Source organism: Nostocoides vanveenii (assembly GCF_039531165.1).
GTDB classification, from domain to species: Bacteria; Actinomycetota; Actinomycetes; order Actinomycetales; family Dermatophilaceae; genus Nostocoides_A; species Nostocoides_A vanveenii.
This window is the reverse complement of the sequence record NZ_BAAAPN010000027.1, coordinates 1-20,396: the sequence shown is the minus strand read 5'-3', so window position 1 is coordinate 20,396 and position 20,396 is coordinate 1. Positions and strand designations below refer to the sequence as shown.

21 protein-coding genes, 1 pseudogene and 1 riboswitch are annotated in these 20,396 nt (G+C 70.3%); of the genes and pseudogenes, 13 read left to right on the top strand and 9 right to left on the bottom strand.

All coding sequences use genetic code 11. The features are described from left to right. Positions 1-109: 109 nt before the first annotated feature. From ABD209_RS05125 to ABD209_RS05115, 3 genes are read right to left on the bottom strand one after another with little or no spacing between them, the layout of a single operon-like run. Positions 110-433, bottom strand: coding sequence for an FtsX-like permease family protein (locus ABD209_RS05125; protein ID WP_344063046.1), 324 nt, complete (start codon positions 431-433; stop codon positions 110-112). After that, positions 415-2,982 (bottom strand): FtsX-like permease family protein, encoded by a 2,568-nt coding sequence (locus ABD209_RS05120; RefSeq protein ID WP_344063043.1) that lies wholly within the window; start codon positions 2,980-2,982, stop codon positions 415-417. The genes ABD209_RS05125 and ABD209_RS05120 overlap by 19 nt, the downstream gene beginning before the upstream one ends. Next, positions 2,979-3,245: a hypothetical protein gene (locus ABD209_RS05115; RefSeq protein ID WP_344063040.1), complete on the bottom strand. Its 267-nt coding sequence runs from the start codon at positions 3,243-3,245 to the stop codon at positions 2,979-2,981. Before ABD209_RS05115 ends, ABD209_RS05120 begins: the two co-directional genes overlap by 4 nt. Positions 3,246-3,414: 169 nt before the next feature. Between ABD209_RS05115 and ABD209_RS05110 the strand changes: the two genes are divergently transcribed. Both ABD209_RS05110 and ABD209_RS05105 read left to right on the top strand, forming a co-directional pair. After that, positions 3,415-3,714: a PadR family transcriptional regulator gene (locus ABD209_RS05110; protein ID WP_344063037.1), complete on the top strand. Its 300-nt coding sequence runs from the start codon at positions 3,415-3,417 to the stop codon at positions 3,712-3,714. A gap of 5 nt (positions 3,715-3,719) precedes the next feature. After that, positions 3,720-4,067, top strand: coding sequence for a hypothetical protein (locus ABD209_RS05105; protein ID WP_344063034.1), 348 nt, complete (start codon positions 3,720-3,722; stop codon positions 4,065-4,067). A gap of 19 nt (positions 4,068-4,086) precedes the next feature. On the opposite strand, the gene ileS is transcribed toward ABD209_RS05105, so the two are convergent. Then, complete coding sequence (gene ileS / locus ABD209_RS05100) at positions 4,087-7,437, bottom strand: isoleucine--tRNA ligase (RefSeq protein WP_344063030.1); 3,351 nt, start codon at positions 7,435-7,437, stop codon at positions 4,087-4,089. 383 nt (positions 7,438-7,820) lie between these two features. Between ileS and ABD209_RS05095 the strand changes: the two genes are divergently transcribed. The 3 genes from ABD209_RS05095 to ABD209_RS05085 are packed head-to-tail and all read left to right on the top strand — an operon-like array spanning position 7,821 to position 8,990. Then, a complete protein-coding gene (locus ABD209_RS05095) occupies positions 7,821-8,018 on the top strand; it encodes a CopG family transcriptional regulator (protein WP_344063049.1) in 198 nt (65 codons plus the stop codon). Next, complete coding sequence (locus ABD209_RS05090; protein WP_344063027.1) at positions 8,015-8,377, top strand: type II toxin-antitoxin system death-on-curing family toxin; 363 nt, start codon at positions 8,015-8,017, stop codon at positions 8,375-8,377. Before ABD209_RS05095 ends, ABD209_RS05090 begins: the two co-directional genes overlap by 4 nt. A gap of 58 nt (positions 8,378-8,435) precedes the next feature. Next, positions 8,436-8,990: an NAD(P)-binding domain-containing protein gene (locus tag ABD209_RS05085; RefSeq protein WP_344063025.1), complete on the top strand. Its 555-nt coding sequence runs from the start codon at positions 8,436-8,438 to the stop codon at positions 8,988-8,990. Here the strand turns inward: ABD209_RS05085 and ABD209_RS05080 are convergent. Next, the gene (locus tag ABD209_RS05080; RefSeq protein WP_344063022.1) at positions 8,939-9,706 is read right to left on the bottom strand and encodes a hypothetical protein; all 768 of its coding nucleotides are present in this window, start codon (positions 9,704-9,706) and stop codon (positions 8,939-8,941) included. The two genes, ABD209_RS05085 and ABD209_RS05080, sit on opposite strands and share 52 nt — an antisense overlap. Between ABD209_RS05080 and ABD209_RS05075 the strand changes: the two genes are divergently transcribed. Continuing rightward, complete coding sequence (locus tag ABD209_RS05075) at positions 9,705-9,962, top strand: hypothetical protein (protein WP_344063019.1); 258 nt, start codon at positions 9,705-9,707, stop codon at positions 9,960-9,962. The genes ABD209_RS05080 and ABD209_RS05075 overlap by 2 nt on opposite strands. A 139-nt stretch (positions 9,963-10,101) precedes the next feature. Here the strand turns inward: ABD209_RS05075 and ABD209_RS05070 are convergent, their stop codons facing one another. Then, entirely contained in the window at positions 10,102-10,458 is a 357-nt protein-coding gene (locus ABD209_RS05070; protein WP_344063016.1) for an MGMT family protein, read from the bottom strand. A 136-nt stretch (positions 10,459-10,594) separates the two neighbouring features. On the opposite strand from ABD209_RS05070, the gene ABD209_RS05065 reads away from it, so the two are divergent. From ABD209_RS05065 to ABD209_RS05055, 3 genes are all read left to right on the top strand, one after another. Next, positions 10,595-11,614 carry an NAD(P)H-dependent glycerol-3-phosphate dehydrogenase gene (locus tag ABD209_RS05065; protein ID WP_324388292.1) on the top strand — a complete coding sequence of 340 codons (1,020 nt, stop codon included), beginning with the start codon at positions 10,595-10,597 and terminating at the stop codon, positions 11,612-11,614. A gap of 169 nt (positions 11,615-11,783) precedes the next feature. Then, positions 11,784-11,923: riboswitch (cobalamin riboswitch) on the top strand. A gap of 72 nt (positions 11,924-11,995) precedes the next feature. Then, a complete protein-coding gene (locus ABD209_RS05060; protein ID WP_344063011.1) occupies positions 11,996-13,501 on the top strand; it encodes a prenyltransferase/squalene oxidase repeat-containing protein in 1,506 nt (501 codons plus the stop codon). A gap of 2 nt (positions 13,502-13,503) precedes the next feature. Then, positions 13,504-14,001, top strand: coding sequence for a hypothetical protein (locus ABD209_RS05055; RefSeq protein ID WP_344063008.1), 498 nt, complete (start codon positions 13,504-13,506; stop codon positions 13,999-14,001). Positions 14,002-14,485: 484 nt separating this feature from the next. Here ABD209_RS05055 and ABD209_RS05050 read toward each other — a convergent pair whose 3' ends face one another. Then, entirely contained in the window at positions 14,486-14,926 is a 441-nt protein-coding gene (locus tag ABD209_RS05050) for a hypothetical protein (protein ID WP_344063005.1), read from the bottom strand. Between the two features lie 57 nt (positions 14,927-14,983). On the opposite strand from ABD209_RS05050, the gene ABD209_RS05045 reads away from it, so the two are divergent. From ABD209_RS05045 to ABD209_RS05030, 4 genes are read left to right on the top strand one after another with little or no spacing between them, the layout of a single operon-like run. Then, on the top strand, positions 14,984-16,075 hold the full coding sequence (locus ABD209_RS05045) for a CbiQ family ECF transporter T component (RefSeq protein WP_344063002.1): 1,092 nt from the start codon (positions 14,984-14,986) through the stop codon (positions 16,073-16,075). Continuing rightward, a complete protein-coding gene (locus ABD209_RS05040) occupies positions 16,072-17,748 on the top strand; it encodes an ABC transporter ATP-binding protein (RefSeq protein WP_344062999.1) in 1,677 nt (558 codons plus the stop codon). Before ABD209_RS05045 ends, ABD209_RS05040 begins: the two co-directional genes overlap by 4 nt. Beyond that, the gene (locus ABD209_RS05035) at positions 17,745-18,575 is read left to right on the top strand and encodes an ECF transporter S component (protein WP_344062996.1); all 831 of its coding nucleotides are present in this window, start codon (positions 17,745-17,747) and stop codon (positions 18,573-18,575) included. Before ABD209_RS05040 ends, ABD209_RS05035 begins: the two co-directional genes overlap by 4 nt. Further along, positions 18,572-19,111, top strand: a complete 540-nt coding sequence (locus ABD209_RS05030) for an NUDIX hydrolase family protein (RefSeq protein ID WP_324386480.1) — start codon at positions 18,572-18,574, stop codon at positions 19,109-19,111. The genes ABD209_RS05035 and ABD209_RS05030 overlap by 4 nt, the downstream gene beginning before the upstream one ends. On the opposite strand, the gene ABD209_RS05025 is transcribed toward ABD209_RS05030, so the two are convergent. Together ABD209_RS05025 and ABD209_RS05020 are read right to left on the bottom strand one after the other, a co-directional pair. Then, positions 19,108-19,980 carry an exodeoxyribonuclease III gene (locus ABD209_RS05025; protein ID WP_344062990.1) on the bottom strand — a complete coding sequence of 291 codons (873 nt, stop codon included), beginning with the start codon at positions 19,978-19,980 and terminating at the stop codon, positions 19,108-19,110. The two genes, ABD209_RS05030 and ABD209_RS05025, sit on opposite strands and share 4 nt — an antisense overlap. Before the next feature lie 43 nt (positions 19,981-20,023). Further along, positions 20,024-20,338, bottom strand: a pseudogene (locus ABD209_RS05020) (transposase); the annotation flags it as partial. Between the last annotated feature and the right edge of the window lie 58 nt (positions 20,339-20,396).

The window sequence follows — 20,396 nt, the reverse complement described above, 5'->3', positions numbered from 1 at the left end:
GGCTGGAACGACCGGTCACACCCCTTCACCTGGACCAAACCCGCCGACGAAATCCTCGCCTCCATCGACCGGAAACGTAAACATGTTTCAGCGACGGACCACTAGACGCCTAGTCCTCGGCGAGAACGAAGGCCGTGCCCAGATCGCGAAGCCGGCGGGCGGGGATGAGCGCGAACAGGGCGGCGCCGACGACGGCCAGCCCGCCGGCGCCCACAATCGCCAGCGCCATCGGGCGGGTGGCGCCCCCGAAGGCAGATTCGACAAACCACCAGGCCAGGCCGGCACCAAGCGCCGCCCCCGCGAGCGCCACCAAGGCTGCGTGCGTGACGACCAGCCGGGCGATGGTTGCCTCGGTCCAGCCGATCGCCCGCAACCCGGCGAACTCGGTCGCTCGCTCGCGGATCTCGGTCCCGATCAGGTGCGCGATACCCACACCGGCAAGGGCTGCAGTGACGAGAACGGCCGCGACATCGGGCGCCCGCACCTCGACGGCGACCGCATCGCCGAGCAGGGTGCCCACTGCCCGGCCGTGAAACTGTGCCTGGATCGCCAGGAGTGCGCCCAGCCCGGCCGTCGCAAACGAGCACGCCCAGCAGGCCCGCGACGGCCCGCCCAGGTGCCGCCACCACAGATCGGGTCGCAAGCCCGGTGACCGACCGCACGCGGCGCGGCACGCGAGCACCCGCCCGTGACAGCGGCGCCCGGGTCGCCGAGAGCGGGGAGATCCGACTGGCATAAACCGCCGGCGGGAGCGCCGCGAGCAAGGCGACGCCGAAAGCGACGGGCGGCGCGAGGGCGACGGTGCGCCATACGTCCGCGTTGGTGACGACCTCGCGCCGCGCTGCGCTGCCCGCCGGCGACTCCCGAGCCGGCCAGGAGCACGCGCACGACAACGGCCAGCACCAAGCCGGCGAGGCCGGCACCGACGGCGGCGGAGAGCACGGGGACGAGCACATGACGCAGCACCGCGAGCCGGGTCCAGCCGACCGCGCGGGCTGTCCCAATCTCGCGTCGGCGCGCGCGGACGCTCGCGAAGACGGCATTGGCGACCACCAGACCGCTCGCCGCGAGGACCACCCAGTTCAACAGCAGCGACTTGCGGTCGACGGCCGTCATCAGGCGCGCGGCCACGCCCTTAGTCACCCACAGTTGGGTCACGGTCATCGCTGGCCGCTCGTGCGCACCGGTCGGGACGGCGATGCGCTGAGGACCGGGCGAGGAGCCCATCGTGATGTCGACGTCGAGACCGGTCAGCCGGGCGATGTCCTCGGCGACGACGCGCACCCGCTCGCGGTCCACCGGACCGACGCCCGACACCCCCGCGACCCGAACCCGGATCGCAGACAGCGGGCGTCGGTTAACGGCGGCCGCTCCGGTATGACGATCCCCCCGTAGTCGGGCTGCGACCACACGCGCGCGCCGGCGAAAACGCCCGCGAGATCGAGGGTGGTCAACATCAGCGGAGGCGAGTCGAGATAGCCGGTCAGATTGGTCGCCGGGAGCCAGGGCGCATCGTGCAGGATCGCCCGGCTCGCGGCGTCCGCGCCCTGCGCCGGCGTGAAGGCGAAGGTGCCCAGCGGCACCCGCCCGAGCGAGGTGCTGCCCGGAAGTTTGAGCGCGTCGAAAACGCCGACCTTGACCCGCCGGCGGATTGAGGGCTGGGGAGGCGAAGTGGCCGGCGAGCGTGCGCAGGCGCGCGTCATCCCCGCCGGGTGAGATGACCGAGTCGGCGACATCGCCGGTCAGATCGCTGACGCCCCAGACCAGGTCGCCGTCCTCCGCCGGGGCCGGGACGAAGCGCCCGCTGGCGTCGGCGGTGAGAATGGCCCAACTGGTGCTCTGGATGCGCAGGACGCTTCGGGCGTAGTACTTGCCTTGGGTGGCCGGCGTCGCCATCGCGTCGAGGAGGTCGCGATAGGCGGTGTCCGAGTCGAAGGTGCCGCTTCCGGAGGGAGTTCCGTGCGCGTCGATCAGTTCGCGGTTGAGCGCTTTGTCATAGCCCTCCGGCCCGAGCGCGCCCCGCCTCGCCAGCAGGTCCACAAGCGGCCCGTGGATCACTTCGAGCCCGTATGCCGCACTCAGCCGCGCCGGTGCCGCGTCGCCGACGAGCACGGGCACCGGCGTCCGGATGTCGGACTGGCCACCGGAGAAGGGGAAGATGCGGGTCGGCTCGGTGCCCTTGGTCAGATAGGTCCCCGAGACCAGCGCCCGGTCCAGACCGCTCAGTTTCGCCTCGGCCTCGGGGTCGATCGCGGCCAGCCGGGAGGGAAAGGGAAAGAGCACATCGAGGGTGCGCGTCCCCGGCCTGGGCTCGGCGATCTCTGCGGTGGAGATCACCGAGAACATCGGCTGCCCCTCGCTGACGGTCCGCGGCGGCCGGTTGGTGCCCGCGATATCGAAGCGGACTTCAGTGCCGTCGGGCTTGGTCTCGACCCAATGGGCGGGATCGAAGTCCTCCGGATTCGCCTGGAGATTCGGGAAGACCATCCGCACCGGATTGGGCGTGACATACATGAACAACGGTGTCTGTGCGACGGTGCTGGCGCCATTGTCGTAGGTCCGGGTTGTATTGCGGCGCAACAGGATCGGCTCGGTGATGTGCGCGAACGGGGTCAGGTCGATCGGCACTGCGACGAAGGGCATCGTCCAGCCGATCAGCGCCACCGGCACCGCGACCTCGACCCCGCTGATGCCTTCGATCTCGTGCCACTGGGCCGTCATAATGCTGCCGGTTAGCCCGTCGAGGAAGCCCGGTTGGACCAACTGGTCGCTGGCCTCCAGCGGCAGTCGCGTGTCCTTGGGGCGCACGAGAATGTCATAGGCCGCGGTTGCCGCGTTTGTGTCGATCGTGCCGCGAACCGCGAGCCGGGAGGTCTCGATGCCGCCCATGAGAACGGCATACCCGGTGGTGGCAACGAAGAGCGCACGGGAGCGGGTCGCCAGCGGCCAGCGGCCCGAGCGGCTCGCCGGACGCCTGATCATGAGCGGCCCGGACCGGAGATGTCCGCCCACGTGCGTTCGGCGGGAGCGGCAGCGTCGAGTGCGGTGTCGTCGACGATCGCGCCGTCACGCAGGGTGAGGATGCGATCGCAGCGCGCTGCGACGCCGGGGTCGTGGGTCGCGATCAGCATCGTCGCTGCGGTCTCGGCGCGGATGTCCAGCAGGAGGTCAACGATCTCGACGGCGGTCGCGCTGTCGAGATTGCCCGTGGGCTCGTTCGCCAGGATGACTGCGGGCTCGTTCATGAGGGCGCGGGCGATCGCAACGCCGATCGTCAGGTCGACTCCGCCCAGGCACGCGTGACGGCCGGAGGTGTGCCGTAGACCTTGGTCACGCGCTTGACGACGATGCCCATGCGATGAATCCTCACCTCATGCATTGTCACAATGCAAGAGGTGCGTCTGTACTCTCCGGATGGCCCTGCACCATGCCGTCCTCGCGCTTCTCGTCGATGGCCCGCGCCATGGGTACGACCTCAAGGCCCGCTTCGAAGAGACGATGGGACCGCAATGGGGCGGCCTCAACATCGGGCACGTCTATCAGGTGCTCGGCCGGCTCGTCCGCGACGGGTATGCGGTGGCGAACGCCGAGCAGCAGGCCCACCGCCCCGACCGGGTCGTCTATGCCCTGACGACCCCGGGCGCGAGGAACTCGACCGGTGGCTGCTGGAGTCGGAGGGTGCTTCCGCGGGCTACCGGGACGATCTCTTCCTGAAGGTGATGGCGGCCAGCCGGCTGGGACGCCCCGACATTCTCGACGCGACGCTGCGGGTGGTGCGTCGAGATCTCTTGCAGGAGTTGCGCAATCTGGCCGAGATACGCCGGGCACGGCCGGCCGGGGCCGACCAGCGATTGGGTGAACTACTCGTTGCGGCCGCGGAGTTGCAGGTGCGGGCGCGCCTGGAGTTCGCCGAACGTGCCGTTGCGGCCGCGACTCGCCTCGTGACGGCGCGCCCCGCCGAGGGGATGGTCGATCCGGGCGACCTGGCCGCGCCCGGCGACCTGGCCGCGCCCGGCGACCTGGCCGCGCCCGGCGATGCCCGCCCGGGCGCGGCGCCCACCGGCTGACCCGTCCACCACGCGGGCGTCAGCCCTGCCAGCGGGCCACCTTCAGCTTGGCCGGAAAGCGCTCACCCACCGTCACGCCGGTGACATCGGCCTCCGTGAGGTTGAGTTCGGCGAGATCACCGAGCAACTCCAGGTAGGTGGTCAGGGTCTCGCCGCGGACCAACTCCTCATGCGCCCGGACCGCGCGCAGGACGAATTCCGGCCCAACCACCGTCAGCGCGATGCGATCCGAGACGTCCAGACCGGCATCGCGGCGCGCCTTTTGCACCTCGCGGATCAGGTCCCGGGCGGCGCCCTCGAGCTCGAGGTCGACGTCGACGTCGGTGTCCAGGACGACGAAGCCGTGGCTGAGCATCGCCGTCGCCTGGCTGCCGCCCGAGCCGTCGGCGATCGTCGTCTCCAGCGCGAACTCGCCGTCGACCAGCGGTATGCCGGCGCACACCACCGTACCGTCGGCCTCGACCGACCAGTCCCCCGACTTCGAGCCCGCGATCACGGTCTGCACCTGCTTGCCCAGGCGCGGGCCGGCCGCGCGCGCGTTGACCGTAAGGCGCTGCGAGACACCGAAGTCCGAAGCCTTCGCCTGCTCGGCGTCGAGAAACTCGACAGCCTTGACATTGACCTCGTCGGCGACGATGTCGGCGAAACGTCGCAGCGCGTCGGCGTGATCGGTGACCACGGTCAGGCGCGCCAAGGGCAGGCGAACCCGCAGCCCGGCAGCCTTGCGCAGCGCGGACGCGACCGAGCAGATGTCGCGGATCCGGTCCATCGCCTCGACCAGCGCGGGATCGGCGGTCAGGTCATCGAGACCCGGCCAGTCCGTCAGGTGCACCGACCGCTCGCCGGTGAGGCCGCGCCATACCTCCTCGGTGGTGAGCGGCATCAGCGGGGCGGTCACGCGGCATACGGTCTCGAGCACCGTCCATAGCGTGTCGAAAGCCGCCTCGGTCGCGGCGCGGTCGCCGGATCCGGTGTCCCAGAAGCGTTCTCGCGACCGGCGGACATACCAGTTGGTGAGCACGTCGAGAAAGGATCGCGTCGTGTCACACGCCGACGCCACTTCGAAGCGGTCGAGTTGCTCGGTCGACTCGGCGACATAGTCGCGCAACTTCGCGAGCAAGTAGCGGTCCATCGGATGTGTCGACTCCGTGGAGCGCTTAGCCTCATACCCGTTCTCCCCCAACGCATTTGCGTAGAGCGAGAAGAAGTACCAGACGTTCCACAGCGGCAGCAGCACCTGGCGCACGGACTCGCGGATCGCCTGCTCGGTGACGATCAGGTTGCCGCCGCGCAGGATCGGTGACGACATCAGGAACCAGCGCATCGCGTCGGCGCCGTCGCGATCGAAGACCTCGCGGACGTCGGGGTAGTTGCGCAACGACTTGCTCATCTTCAGCCCGTCATTGCCCAGCACGATGCCGTGCGAGACGCACGTCTGGAAGGCCGGCTTGTCGAAGAGCGCGGCCGCGAGCACGTGCAGGGTGTAGAACCAGCCGCGCGTCTGCCCGATGTATTCGACGATGAAGTCGCCCGGGAAGTGGTGGTCGAACCACTCGCGATTTTCGAAGGGGTAGTGCACCTGGGCAAAGGGCATCGACCCCGACTCGAACCAGCAATCGAAAACGTCGGTGACCCGCCGCATCGTCGAGGCACCCGTCGGGTCGTCGGGGTTGGGACGCGTCAGCTCGTCGATAAAGGGCCGGTGGAGGTTGTCCGGGCGCACGCCGAAGTCGCGCTCCAACTCATCCAGCGAGCCATAGACGTCGACCCGCGGGAACTCCGGGTTGTCCGAGCGCCAGACCGGGATCGGGCTGCCCCAGAAGCGGTTTCGCGAGATCGACCAGTCGCGGGTGTTCTCCAGCCAGCGCCCGAATTGCCCGTCGCGGATGTGCGCGGGCACCCAGGTGACCTCCTGGTTGAGCTCCATCATCCGCTCGCGGATGGTCGTCGTCGAGACGAACCAGCTCGACACCGCCATATAGATCAGCGGCTGCCGGCAGCGCCAGCAGTGCGGGTAGGAGTGGGCATAGGACTCGCGCTTGAGCAGCACCGTCCCCTCGGTGGTTGAGCCGACCTCGCCGGTTGCGCTGTCGGCGTCGAGCCGGGTGCGCGCCTTGAGGTGGTCGATGACCGGGATATTGGCGTCGAGGACGAGCAGCCCGGTGTAGTCGGTGACCGGATAGGTGAACGTCCCGTCGATGGCGACCGGGACGACCGCCTCGATGCCCTCGCGGTCGGTGACGACCTTGTCGTCCTCACCGAAGGCACCGGCCGTATGGACCAGCCCGGTCCCGTCCGTGGTGGTCACGAAGTCCGCGGGCACGACCCGGAAGGCCCGCTCGTGCCCGAGGAAGTAGCTCATCGGGGGCGTGTAAGTCAGCCCCAACAACTCCGCGCCCGTATGCCGTGCCACCACCAGCGCGCTCACGTCGCCCTTGGCGTCGCCCGTCAGTTCCTTGGCGTAGGCCGGCGCCCGGTCCGCGGCGAGCACGTAGCGCTCGGGCCGGCCGGTCGGGATCGCGGACTCGACGACGACATACTCGATGTCCTCCGCCACCATGACGGCGAGGTTGGCTGTCAGCGTCCACGGCGTCGTGGTCCAGATGAGCAGCAGCGCACCCTCGAGCGGACCGGGCGTGGTCACGCGCATACCGACGGTGACGGCCGGGTCCTGGCGGACCTGGTAGACGTCCTCGTCCATCCGCAACTCGTGGTTGGACAGCGGGGTCTGGTCGTTCCAGCAGTAGGGCAGCACGCGGAAGCCCTCGTAGACCAGGCCCTTGTCGTAGAGCTGCTTGAACGCCCAGATGACGCTCTCCATATAGGTCAGGTCGAGCGTCTTGTAGTCGTTGTCGAAGTCGACCCAGCGCGCCTGGCGGGTGACATAGTCGCGCCACTCATCGGTGTATTCGAAGACCGACTGGCGGCACTTGTCGTTGAAGTTCTCGATGCCGAGCTCGCGGATCTCATCGGTCGTCTTGATGCCGAGCTGGCTCATCGCCTCCAGTTCGGCGGGCAGCCCGTGGGTGTCCCAGCCGAAGCGGCGCTCGACGCGGCGCCCGCGCATCGTCTCGTAGCGCGGCACCAGGTCCTTGACGTAGCCGGTCAGCAAGTGCCCGTAGTGGGGCAGCCCGTTGGCGAAGGGCGGACCGTCGTAGAAGACGAACTCATTGCTGCCCGCCTCGCCGGCGTCGCGATTGTCGATCGACGCCTGGAAGGTCCCGTCCTGCTCCCAGTAGGCCAGCACCGCCTCCTCGATCTGGGGGAAGCGCGGGCTGGAGGGGATGCCGAAGGCCGCGCCCTTGGCGGGGTCGGCGGCGGAGCCGGCAGCAGTGTGCGCGTGGAGAGTGGAGACCTTGGGGTAGGCCATGGCGGCGGGTGAGCTCCTGCGATCGGGCCGACGGTCGCCGGCGGGTCGTCCACGAGGACGACGCCGGACCCCGGTCGGGGGCCGCCACCGCGGTACCACCTCGCTTGCCGCACGTGCGCGCCCGGGTGGGCACGCGGCATACGGCCGCTCTTGCCGAAGGCGCTGACGGGCCCACCCGTCCGGGTCTAATGAGCCGCCCGTATGCCGTGGCGGCTGTTCTTCCGGAAGCTCGCCGCTGATGACGGCTCGAACGCTGTTGTGCCCGATTCTATCCGCCCGGCCGCCGGGCCACGTCCGACTTTCCGGATGTGGCGACCCGGTCCGGCCGGCGCACGGACAAGGGTGATGATTGATACCACTCTGGTATCAATCACGGCGTGGCGATGACCTTGCGACTGGATGCGCGCGACGAGGAGACCCTCGCGGCACTCGCGGCGGCCGAGGGTGTGAGCAAGCATGAGGCTGCGCTCCGCGCGATCCGCGCGGCCGGCGCCAGGCAGTTGCACGAGGACCGGGTCCGGGTCCTGTCGGCCGCGGCCCGGGAAAGGTACGCGGCCGTCCTCGACCGGCTCGGTCAGTGACCGAGTTCCTGACCCTGGAGGACCTGCTGACGCTCGTCGGTGACCTCGGCGTGGGGCCGGTGCGCGATCTCGGGTTGTTGGACGCGGCCGCGGCCCGACCGCGGACGAGTCTTTTCGGGCGCGATGCCTACCCGAGCCTCGACGCGAAGGCCGCCGTGTTGTTGGAATCCCTGGTGCGAAATCACCCGCTCGTGGACGGGAACAAGCGCCTCGGTTGGTTGGCGACGGTCGTCTTCTTTGGGCTGGGCGGGCACACGATCGACGTCGAAGACGACCCGGCATACGACCTGGTGGTCGAGGTCGCGACCGGGACAACGGACTACCAACGGGCGGGGGCCCGCCTCGCCGCGTGGCACTGACCCGCCCCTCGGGTTCACCGCGGACTCACGCCCGCCCGTCGCGGCCTGCCGTGGAGCAGTGCCAGCCACGCGGTCACCATCGGCACGCGGTACCCGGACACCACGCTCGCGCGGGCCGACCAGGACGGCATGGGCAATCCCGCCCTTCGCCACCTGGTATGCCGATCACGCCGGCATCCCGCCCACTCTCTTCGTCGCCGACACCGACTCGCTCGGCGAGCAGATCCAGCTCGCCTTCCCGCAGGCCCGGGTGGCCAGGCCCCTCAACACGGTCACGGCGGCGTTGATGACCGACCCGGGACCGCTCCCCGAGCCGACGACGATCGTCGTCTGCGGGGACGAAAGCGCCGCCAAGGGTGAGGTGGCGCGGCTGCTGGCGCAGCTCGGGCATACGGAGATCATCGATCTGGGCGGCATCGAGACCGCCCGGGGAACCGAGATGTACCTCCCCTCTATCTGCGCGCCATGGGTGCCTTGGGCACGCCCGTGTTCAACATCCGGGTGGTGCGCTGACGGCGGCACCGGGCTGCCGGCGGGCCAGGACGTCGTCCGGACGCGCCGTCAACCGATGGGGACGAGCAACAGTTGGGGCGCGCTGGGGTCAGTGCCATAGAGGAAGCCGTAGGCCCGGCGGCCGGCGGTGAGCCCGGTGTCCGTGGCGGGGACCACCGGCTTGGACGCACACACTTTGTCAACGCCTTCGGACGTCGGGCCCGTCTTGTTGATGCGGATCTGCTCGCCTTGATCGAGGACGACCGTCATGCCGGAGGTCCCGCCGATCAGCGAGAAGCTGCTGGTGTCCGTGTGCTCCGTCCCGTCCCCATCCAGATAGCCGATGCATTTTCCGGCGGTGGTGGAGGCGAGGTAGGTCGGGTAGTCGTTCGGGTCCTTGCCGGCATACTGCAAGGCAGTGGCGTTCAGCATGAGCGCTGCCTTGCCGGCGGGCGGCGTCCCCACGAGCGAAGTCGACCAGTCCGTCGAGGATCCGGTCTCGTCGGCGAACACCTGGATGCTCGAGCCGCCATCGCTATCGGGAGACGGGGGCAGAAGCACATACGTCAGGACCAAGCCACTCGCCGACGTTTCACCTTGGTAGATGAGCTCGTCGTCTCGGACTGTCTTGCCCTCGGGATAGAACGACAGGTTGAAGGTCTTCTCCCCCTCGCCGGCGACGAGCTTCTTCATATAGGGCACAACGAGTTCACTGACGGTGCCGGGAGCCACCGTCATGAGCTTCTTGCCGTCTTGAGCTATCTCGGAGTAGACATCGACGGCTCCTCCGGTGGTCGAGTCCACCGGGTGCCACAGGTTGACCACGCGGACCTTCATGTCAAGAGCCAGCCACTCACTCTCGTCGGCGGAGGTCGCAGTCGGACTCGACGCCTCGGACGCCGCGTCCGAGCTGGGCGGCGATTGCGCCGTGCTCGCCGCGCCGGACGACGGGCTCGTTGATGAGCCGCCGCATGCGGTCAAGCCGATCGCCAGTGCCGCAGCGGCAGCCACGCGCCGACCCCTCGAAACCCACAAATCCCCGGACATTTCTGACTCCTTCGGAACGCCGTTGCACATCGAGATCGGGCTCTGACTCGATTCGAGACGATAGGACGGCGCGCGGAAGCCCGCAGCGCTTTGGCGAAATCCGCACATCGGTGAGATCGCGAGGACCCGGCGCTGCTTCACCGAGTCCACCCAGGGGACGACTCGCGGATGGGGTGGGTTCGAGGTCAGCGATCCAACTGCCCGCGGGCCTTGTCGCCCGCGAGCCCGGCCTCGTAACGGGCGGCGAGAACGGCCTGGTCGGTGCCGAACACGGCGAGTCGGGCGCCGCGTCCGTTGGGCTTGAGAGCGATGCCCTCGGCGTGCCAACGCGCGACCGCCTCGTCGCGCAGGTGGGTAGGCGGGTCGCCATAGGAGTTGGTGACGCGCCACCACGGGACGCCACCGCCACACCGGCTCATGATCGCCCCCACCTGGCGCGGGCCGCATCCGACGATCTGGCCGACTTCGCCGTATGCCGCGATCTCCCCGCGTGGGATCAACTCGACCACGCGAAGCACGCGTTCGACCACGACTTCGTCCATGGCCGGAATCTAGCGACTGCGACCGGTTCGCCGGTCGCGGCGGCGCGGCGCGCTGGGTCACATCTACTCGCGGCGAGCGGGCGCACTCACTACGCTCACGGCATACGGGGTGGGCACGAGGAAGAGGTGGTCGGTTGTGCGCGTGACGGTGCTCGGTGCGGGCTCGTGGGGCACGGCGCTCGGCTACGCGCTGGCCAGCAAGTCGTATGCCGTGACCATGTGGGATATCGATGGTCCGGTCCTCGCCGACATCACCGAGCGCCACGAGAACGCCCGCTATCTGTCCGGCATCACGCTGCCCCCCGGGATGACCGGTGAGCCCGATCTGGAACGAGCGCTGGCCGGGGCCGAACTGGTGGTGCTGGCCGTGCCCTCGCACGCGATGCGCGTGGTGGCGAACGCCGCGGCGCCCTTCATCGGACGTGGCGCGTTGATCTGCTCGGTGACCAAGGGCATCGAGGTCGACAACCTGATGACGATGAGCGAGGTGTTGCAGGACGTCCTGCCGGGGGTGCTCCATCCGCGGCTGACCTTCCTGTCCGGCCCGTCCTTCGCCGTCGAGGTCGCGCGCGAGTTCCCGACGGCGGTGACGGTGGCGGGCTCCGACGACGAGGTCACGGTGGCCGTGCAGCACGCCTTCCACACGCCTTTCCTGCGGCCCTATGTCACCGATGATGTGGTCGGCGTGGAGATCGGCGGGTGCGCGAAGAATGTCATCGCGATCGCGACGGGTGCGGGCGACGGGCTCGGATTTGACGCGAACACGCGGGCGGCGATGATCACCCGTGGGCTGGCCGAGATCACCCGGCTCGCGGTGGCGCGGGGCGCGAATCCCCTAACGCTGTCGGGACTTTCGGGCGTCGGCGACCTGGTGCTGACGTGCTCGTCGGTCAAGTCGCGCAACTATCGCGTGGGCTTCGGGCTCGGCCAGGGGCGCTCGCTTGATGACGTCTGCGCCGAACTTGGTCAGGTCGCCGAAGGCGTGCTGAACGCCAAGTCGGTCAAGGCGCTGGCAGCGAAGGCCGGCGTGGAGATGCCGATCAGTTCCCTCGTCCACGGGCTGATCTATGAGGACCTGTCGCTGGCGGAGATCTTCGCGTTCTTCTCCAGCCGGCCGTTGCGGGCCGAGCGCGAGGATCCGGCGGGCGGCCGCTGACCAAGGCCGTATTAGACAACCCGTACGGACAGCTGTCCCCGCGAAGTATTGAAGCTGGGTCATACGCTCTGCGTTGGCCGAAGGAGCGAGGGTCCCACGCTCTGCGTGGGCAAACTTCGGGGGGTGTCTTTGGGGCGTGCCCGAGGGCCTCGGGCCGCGGCTCGGTCACCCTGAGCTAAACTTCTCTGGTTATCGCGCGAGCGATAGCCACGCGTTCGAGGGGAAGCCGGTCGAAGTCCGGCGCTGACCCGCAGCCGTAGGCCGCGCAAGCGGCGAGCCGGAATGCCTTGCCCGCGTCGAATCTTCTGTCCACCGCCGAGGGATGCGGTCCGGCAGGCCGGGCCTCCCGGCTCGTCGCGCCGCGTGCGAGGAGTCAGTGCCGTGCGCCCCACCCACCTGTTCACCGCCTGCACGGCCGGCCTCGCCGTCGCCGGGATTGTCGGCGTGGGTGCTGCCGCGGGCGCACAGGCCGACGCTGGGGGTTCGAGGTCGACGCGCGAAGTCGGGGGCTTCCTCGCCCGCCAACTCGATGCTTATGACGGGGTCCTCCCCTATCCGGGCACCGACCAGGCCGATCCCGGCCTGACGATCGACGCCGTGCTCGGCATGCTCGCCACCGGTGTCGGACCCGAGCAGGCGCGCCGTGCGGTGTCGGCCGTGGCGCCGGAGTTGGGCACATACCTCGGACCCGGGATCGCGCCCAGCGAGCTGTATGCCGGCCCGGTCGCCAAGACCGTGCTCCTCGCCACCGCGATGGGTGGCGACCCGCGCGCCTTCGCCGGCCGCGACCTCGTCGCGGACCTCGCGGGGCTGGAAGGCGCCGACGGGCGCTATGCCGACCGAACGGCATACGGCGACACATCGAACACCTACACCCAGGCCCTCGGGATCCTGGCGACCACGCAGGTCGCGGGGGCGGCGCCGGCGAGGCCGGTGGGCTTCCTGCTCGATCAGCAATGCGCCGACGGCGGGTTCCGCCTCTATGTCACGGACGATGGGTGCGTCAGCGACCCCGACCCGACCGCGCTGGCTGTCACCGCGCTGCGCGACACCGGCGAGCACGCGGCGGCGGACCGGGCCCTCGGCTACCTGCGCGCGCGGATGGGGGCCGATGGTGGGATCGGCGGTGGCACTGGCGCGTCGTCACCCAACAGCAATACGACCGGCCTTTCGGCGATGGCGTTCGCGCTGTCCGGCGAGGCATGGGGCGATGCTGCGCGAGATGCTCAGAACTTCCTGCTCTCGCTCCAATTTGGTTGTGACGCAGACGAATCCGTGCGCGGTGCGGTCGCCTATGACGCGGCGGCGTATGCCGATGTGTTGGCTTCGGGCCGGCCGGCGAGTGACCAGGAACGCAGGTCCAGCGCGCAAGCGGCGCTGGGGCTAGCCGGCGTCTCGCTCGTGGGTATCACGATCGATGGGGCGACGGCCCCCTCATCCGCGTGTGGCGTAGCAACGAGCACGCCCTCGTCGACGAGCACATCGTCGTCGGGAGGTTCGTCGACGTCCGCGGGGGCGTCGACCAGCACGGCGCCGACGTCCGGCAGCGTGACGCGTACCGTCACGGCGACGGTCACGCGATCGGCGGCGCCGCAGGTCATTTCGACGGCGGCCGCGACAGTCACCGTGACTGCGCCCGCGCCCACCGTCACTCGGACGGTCACGGCCACCGCGTCGCATTCCACCACGGACGCATCGAGCCCGGCCGGGCCCCTCACCTCCGCCGCAACCGATGCGCCCACCGGGCAGGCCACTGCTGTCGCCGCGGTGCCGATCGGGGACGACGGCGGCGGCTCAGGCGGCGGTCCGCTCGTCATCGCGGGCGCCCTCGTTCTTCTCGGCGCAGCGGGCGCCAGCGCCATTCTCCGACGTGGAAGGACCCACTGATCATGCAAACACGCTCTCTCCGAGGCTCATTCGCGGTCCTGTCCGCCGGCGCCGCCGTTGCCGTGGGGTCTCTGGTGGCCGCCCCGGTTGCTTCCTCGAGCGCGGCCCCGTCGACGGCCCCGGCTCCGGCTCCGGCGATCTGCCCGGTCGGCAAGGGCGTGACGGTGATCGTCGACTTCGGCTCGACCACGACCAAGTCGTGCGCGCCGGGCGACCCGACGTCGGGCCTGACGGCGCTCAAGGGCGCGGGCTTCACCTATGCCTTCGTCGCGCGCTTCCCGGGCATGGTGTGCCGGATCAACGGCAAGCCCACACCGGCCCAGGACGCGTGCGTGGTCGCGCCGCCGTCGACGAAATACTGGTCCTACTGGACCGCCGTCCGCGGCGGGACGTGGACCTACGCCACGGTCGGCGCCGGCACCGACAACCCCAAGCCCGGCACCGTCCGCGGCTGGGCCTATGGCGCAGGCAAACCGCCGGCTGTCGCGGTGCCAAAGTGAGTCGAGGACCACGTCCGGCGCCCGGGACCGGCCGGACGCCGAGGCTGCTCGCGCGGGGTGTGGCGCGACGTTCGGGCACCACGGCTGCTGCGGGGCGATCCGCACCGCACAACGCAGTGGGGCGCACCCGTGGGGCCCGGCATACGGGCACCATCGCAGCGCTTGGGTGGGTGGCTGTCGGCCTGGCGGCGGCAGGCGTCGCAGCGCCGGCGCAGGCCGCAACCTGCTCCGGCACGTCCGGCGTCTCGGTGATCGTCGACTTCGGATCGAGCCTCCGAACCGGTTGCGCCGCAGGCGATCCCGCGAATGCCTGGTCCGCGATCGAAGCGGCCGGGTTCGCGCTCGAAGGCACCCAGCGCTTCCCGGGCAGCTTCATCTGCCGGGTGGCGGGCTATCCCGGCCCCGATCAGGAGGCCTGCGTCCAGACCCCACCGTCGAGCGCCTACTGGGCGCTGTGGTCGGCCCCCGCGGGCGGATCGTGGACCTACGCCAGCTCCGGAGCCGCCTCGCTCGACCCCGCGCCCGGCACGGCGATCGGGCTGGCCTTCGGCGCCGGGCGTGCCCCGGGAATGGCGCCGCCGGCGACCGCGCCGTCCGCGCCCGCGACGACGACCAAGCCCGCGACCGCGCCGCCCTCATCCACCACGAATCCCGGGTCCGCCGGGCCGGCGACCTCGACGTCCACGCCGGCATCGACACCGACCACAGCATCGGCCGCGACCACGCCGTCCGGGGCGGGCAGATCCAGCAGCACGAGCGGCACCGTCACGACGTCAAGCACGTCGGGTGCGGCGAGCAGCTCGACCCCCTTGTCGGGCGCCGGCTCGGTGGCGCCACCCAACGCGGACGCGGCGCCCGCGGCGACAACGGGTGGGTCGGGACCATCGGCGGCGGTGACGATCGGCGCGGGGGCGGGGATCGGCATACTGCTCGTTCTCGGGGCGAGCATCGTTCGGCGACAACGGGATCGAGCCACGCAGGCGTGATCCGGCATCTCCATCCGGCGGCCTGGTGGCTTTGGGCACTAGCCCTCGCCGCCACCGCCGGGCTGACGACCAATCCGGTGCTGCTGGCGGCCATCATCGGGGTGCTGGTCGCTGTTGTGCTGGCGCGCCGAGACGGATCGCCGTGGGGCCGTGCCTTCCGGCTGTATGCCGTTCTGGGCGCCGTCATCGTCGTCACCCGGCTGGTGCTGCACGTTCTAGTCGGGCTGAAGTTCGGGACGATCACGATCCTGCCGCTCCCCTCCTTCCACCTGCCGTCCTGGGCGGCGGGGATCGAGTTGTTGGGGACGGTGCGTCTCGAAGGGGCGCTGGGGGCGGCCTTGGAGGGGGTGCGCCTCGGGACGATGATCCTGGCGATCGGGGCAGCTAATGCGCTGGCCTCGCCCAAGCGCCTGCTCAAGGTCTTCCCGGCTGCGCTGCACGAGATCGGTGCCGCGCTCGTGGTTGCCGTGACGGTTGCCCCGCACCTAGCCGAGAGTGTCGTGCGCGTGCGTCGAGCGCGCCTGTTGCGCGGCGACGATGCCAAGCGGCTCAAGGCCTTTCGCGCCCTGGCGATGCCGGTGCTCCAGGACACCCTCGACCGGTCGCTGGCGCTGGCGGCCGCTATGGACGGCCGTGGCTACGGCCGGCGGAAGGCATCGCCGCGGGGCCGGGTGACGCCAGCCCTGACCCTGCTGGGCCTGCTGGGCGCGTGCGTCGGAATCTATGGCGTACTCGACACCACCACACCGCGCCTCCTCGGCCTGCCGGTGCTCGTCGCCGGCCTGGTCGCGTGCGTGGGCGGCCTCTGGTCCGCAGGGCGGTCGGTGCCACGGACCATCTATCGACGTGAGCCCTGGTCCGGGCCGGAATGGCTCACTGTCGCATCGGGATTCGTCGCCCTCGCCGCGACTTTTATTGTGCTGCAACACGACCCGGCATCGCTGGGAATGCCATTGCTGCCGCTGCGCGCGCCGGAGGCGCCAGTGGTTGCGCTGCTCGGCGTCGCGGTGGCTGCCGCGCCGGCGGTCCTGACGCCGGTCCCCCCGCTGGCGTCGACGCGACCAGTCGCCCGAGAGGCTGCCTCATGATCTCTTTGCGGCAGTTGACGATTCGCTATGCAGACGCCGTGGCGCCGACCCTTCGCGACGTCACCCTGGAGATCGACGAGGGCGAGCTGGTCGTCGTGGTCGGCCGGACCGGCTCGGGCAAGTCGACGCTGCTGGGCGCCCTCAACGGCCACGTCCCACACTTCACCGGCGGCACGGTGCACGGCTCTGTGGTCGTCGCCGGGCGCGACACCGCGACGCACCGGCCCCGCGATCTTGCGGACATCGTCGGCGTCGTGGGACAGGACCCGCTCGCCGGGTTCGTCACCGACACGGTCGAGGAGGAACTGGCATACGGGATGGAGCAGTTGGCGCTCCCGCCGGCAACGATGCGCAAGCGCGTCGAGGAGACGCTCGACCTCCTCGGGATCGCCGACCTGCGGGCAGCGCCGCTGCGCGATCTCTCCGGTGGTCAGCAGCAACGGGTGGCGATCGGGGCGGTGCTGACCACCCATCCCCGGTTGCTGGTGCTCGACGAGCCGACGTCCGCGCTCGACCCGACGGGTGCCGAGGAGGTGCTGGCGACGATCACCCGGCTCGTGCACGACCTCGGGGTCACGGTCGTGATCGCTGAGCACCGCCTCGAGCGTGTCCTGCAGTATGCCGATCACGTGCTTGACGTGGTCGACGGCCAGGTGCGCTCGGGCTCCCCCGCCGAGATCATGCGGACGTCGCGCATCGCGCCGCCCGTCGTGGAGTTGGGCCGCTGGGCTGGCTGGTCGCCGCTGCCGGTGAGCATCCGCGACGCCCGCCGCGCCGCCGCCCCGCTGCGGACCGCCCTGTCCCACACCTCTGCTAGCAAGGTTTATGTCACCTCCAGCACGGTAGACCCTGCTGGAGGTGACATAAACCCTGCTAGCAGAGGTTACGGACAGGGGCCGGCCGCCCCAGGTCTCACGGCGCACCGGGTCCGTGTCGACTATGGGCGCGTGCGAGCCGTGGCCGACGTCAGCGTGGCCTTCGCCGCCGGCCGGATCACCGCGCTGATGGGCCGCAATGGGTCCGGCAAGTCCTCCTTGCTGTGGGCCCTGCAAGGCAGTGGTCCGCGCACCGGCGGCACCGTCCGCCTGCCCGACGGGAGCGACCCTCGCGACCTCAAACCCGCCGAGCGGCGCCGACGCGTTGTTCTGGTCCCCCAGAATGCCAGCGACCTGCTCTATCTGGAATCCGTTGCCGCGGAGTGCCATTGCGCCGACGCCGACAGCGGGCACGCCACCGGCCACACGGCGGCCCTGCTCGAGACCTTCGCCCCCGGCATCCCGCCCGAGCGCCACCCGCGCGACCTCTCGGCCGGCCAGCAACTCGCCCTCGTGCTCGCTGTCCAACTCAGCGCCGCGCCGGATGTCCTCCTGCTCGACGAACCGACCCGCGGCCTCGACTACCCCGCCAAGGCTGCGCTGACTACCACCCTCCGTGCCCTGGCGGCCCAGGGACAGCCGGTCGTCGTCTCCACCCACGACGTCGAGTTCGTTGCCGATTGTGCCGACGAGGTTGTCGTCCTCGCAGAGGGCGAACTGATCGCGCAGGGCCCGAGCGCCGAGGTGGTCGCCGCTTCACCCGCGTTCGCCCCGCAACTGGCCAAGGTCCTCGCCCCGCACCCGATCCTCACTCTCGCCCAGCTGCAGCAGGCTCTGCCCCAGGGGGACTCGCGATGACGGCGACACGGGCCATCCGGCTGCGCCCGCGGTCGGCCCTCGCCATCGCCCTGGTCAGCGTCGCCGGCATCCTCGCCTTCGGCTGGCCGCTGTTCGTCGATCCGGGCTCCGGGCTCGCCCACGGCAGCGACGCCCCCTTCGTCTTCGCGCTGCTTCTCCCCCTCCTGCTCGCCGTCGTCCTTGCCGAGATCGCCGACGGCGGCCTCGACGTCAAGGCGGTGGCGATGCTCGGGGTGCTCTCGGCCGTCGGCGCCATCCTGCGACCCCTCGGCGCCGGGAGCGCCGGCGTCGAACTCGTCTTCTTCCTCCTAGTGCTCGCGGCCCGCGTCTTCGGCCCGGGTTTCGGCTTCGTCCTCGGGGCGACGACGCTCTTCGCCTCGGCGCTGCTCACCGGCGGTGTCGGCCCGTGGCTGCCCTATCAGATGCTCGGTGCGGCCTGGGTCGGGCTCGGTGCCGGGCTACTGCCGCGTGCGCGGGGCCGCGCGGAGATCGCGGTGCTTGCGGCATACGGGGCGGTCGCGGGGTTGCTCTACGGGTGGCTGCTCAACTTCTCCTTCTGGCCGTTCGCCGTCGGCACCGGCACCGGCCTCTCCTTCATCGCCGGTGACCCAATCGGGGCAAACCTGCACCGCTTCGCTCTCTTCTCGCTGGCCACCAGCCTGGGGTGGGACCTGGGCCGGGCGATCACCAATGCCGCACTCATCGCGGTCATCGGCCCGGCCGTGCTCGGCGCCCTGCGCCGGGCCGCACGACGGGCCGCCTTCGACCCGCCGATCGCCTTCCCGGACGCGCCGGCGACCCGAGCGGTGATAGAAAGCCAGCCATGAACCGGATGGACGTCGACCGCCAGGAAGCCTGGTTGAGCCAGTCCGAGCTGGAGACCGTCCGCGGAAGGATGCCGATCCTGTATGTCGAGGCGATCCCCGTGCGCGTCGACGGGGGCGGCGTGGTCACCAGTGTCGGCCTGTTGCTGCGCGCCTCGGCCGACGGCGCCATCCAACGCGAACTCGTCTCGGGCCGGGTGCTCTATCACGAGCGCGTGCGCGATGCGCTACTCCGGCATCTGGAGAAGGATCTCGGGCCGGTCGCCCTGCCGCAAATCCCGCCGAGCCCGCTGCCCTTCACGATTGCGGAGTATTTCCCGACGCCCGGTGTCACGGCCTTCCACGACCCCCGTCAGCACGCCGTCGCGCTCGCCTTCATCGTCCCGGTCGCCGGCGATTGCGCGCCGCAGCAGGACGCGCTCGACTTGGCCTGGCTCTCCCCGGAGGAAGCCTGCGACCCGGTGATCCTCGCCGAGCTCGACGGCGGCCACGGGGTGCTGCTGCGACAAGCGCTGGCCCACCTCGGCCACTCGATCTAACGCAGCTGCGCCACGTCGTAGTCCACGGTCACCGGCGCGTGATCGCTGATCCGCACACCGTCCACCTCGCGATCCACCCAGGCGCGCCGGGCCGTGCGCGCGAGGCGGGGCGTCGCGAAGTGGTAGTCGATCCGCCACCCGGTGTCCGCGGCATACGACCCACCAAGCCACGACCACCACGTATACGGGCCGCTCACGCCAGGATGCAGGCGGCGGACGACGTCGTGCAGCCCGCGGGCGGTCACAAGGCCATCCAGCCACCCACGTTCTTCGGGCAGAAAGCCCACCGCGCCCTTGGAGCGCCGCCAGGCAGCGACATCCAGTTCGGTATGCCCGACGTTGAAGTCGCCCATGACGAGGAACTCCCGGCCGCGCGAGGCCGCTGCGCGCCGAGACCGCTCCAGGTGCCGGGTCAGCCCGCGCGCAAAGCGCAACTTCCGGACGTATGCCGCGCCCCCGTCCGGTGCTTCGCGCATCCGCCCGGGGATCTGCAGATGCGCCGGGAGGCCGCCCTTGGGGACATAAACCGACGCGATGGTGAGGGGCGCATCTGCGAGGTCGGCCTCGACATACCGGCCCTCGTCGGCGAAGGCGCGCAGCTCGCGAGCCACTGGGACGCTCCAGTCAGCGGTGGGTGACCAGGTGCGCACCGCGACCGGCGGGACCCGCGTCAGGATGGCGACCCCATTGCGTCCGGCAAGCTGCCCCGGGTCGTATGCCGCGTGGTAACCACCCCACGCATCCTCCGGAAGCGCTGTCACCGGACAACGGACCTCCTGCAGCGCGACCACATCGGGTTCGGTCCGGGTCAACCAGGTGCCGAAGCCGCGGCGTTGGGCTGCCCGGATGCCGTTGACATTGNGTGGCAATCGCTGGCCACCAGGTGTCGATGGTCTTCTTCAGCCGGCTCGTCTCGGGCATCGCGGCGAGGGTGACGTAGCGGTTGAAGGTGGCTCGTTCACGTTGGGCGTCAGCGACGGTGGTGCAGGCCAGGACGCGGCGGAGTTGTTCCTTGACGCCCCATGCGGCGCCGATCTCACGGGTCGGGTCGTCTTGGGCGAGAACGGTTTTGAGCTTGGTGCGGCCGCGGGCGGATAGGGAGTCGTAGCCGCGCCTGAGCAGGAGCCGGTTGGCCCAGGTCAGGTCGCTGCCTCGGCCGCGGCGGTCGTGCCGGTCCCAGGACACGCGGCGGCGCACGTTGGTGACCATGGCGTTGGCGAGCTGGATGAGGTGGAAGTGGTCGACCGAGACGCTGGCCTTGGGCAGCCAGGACCGGACCGCGGAC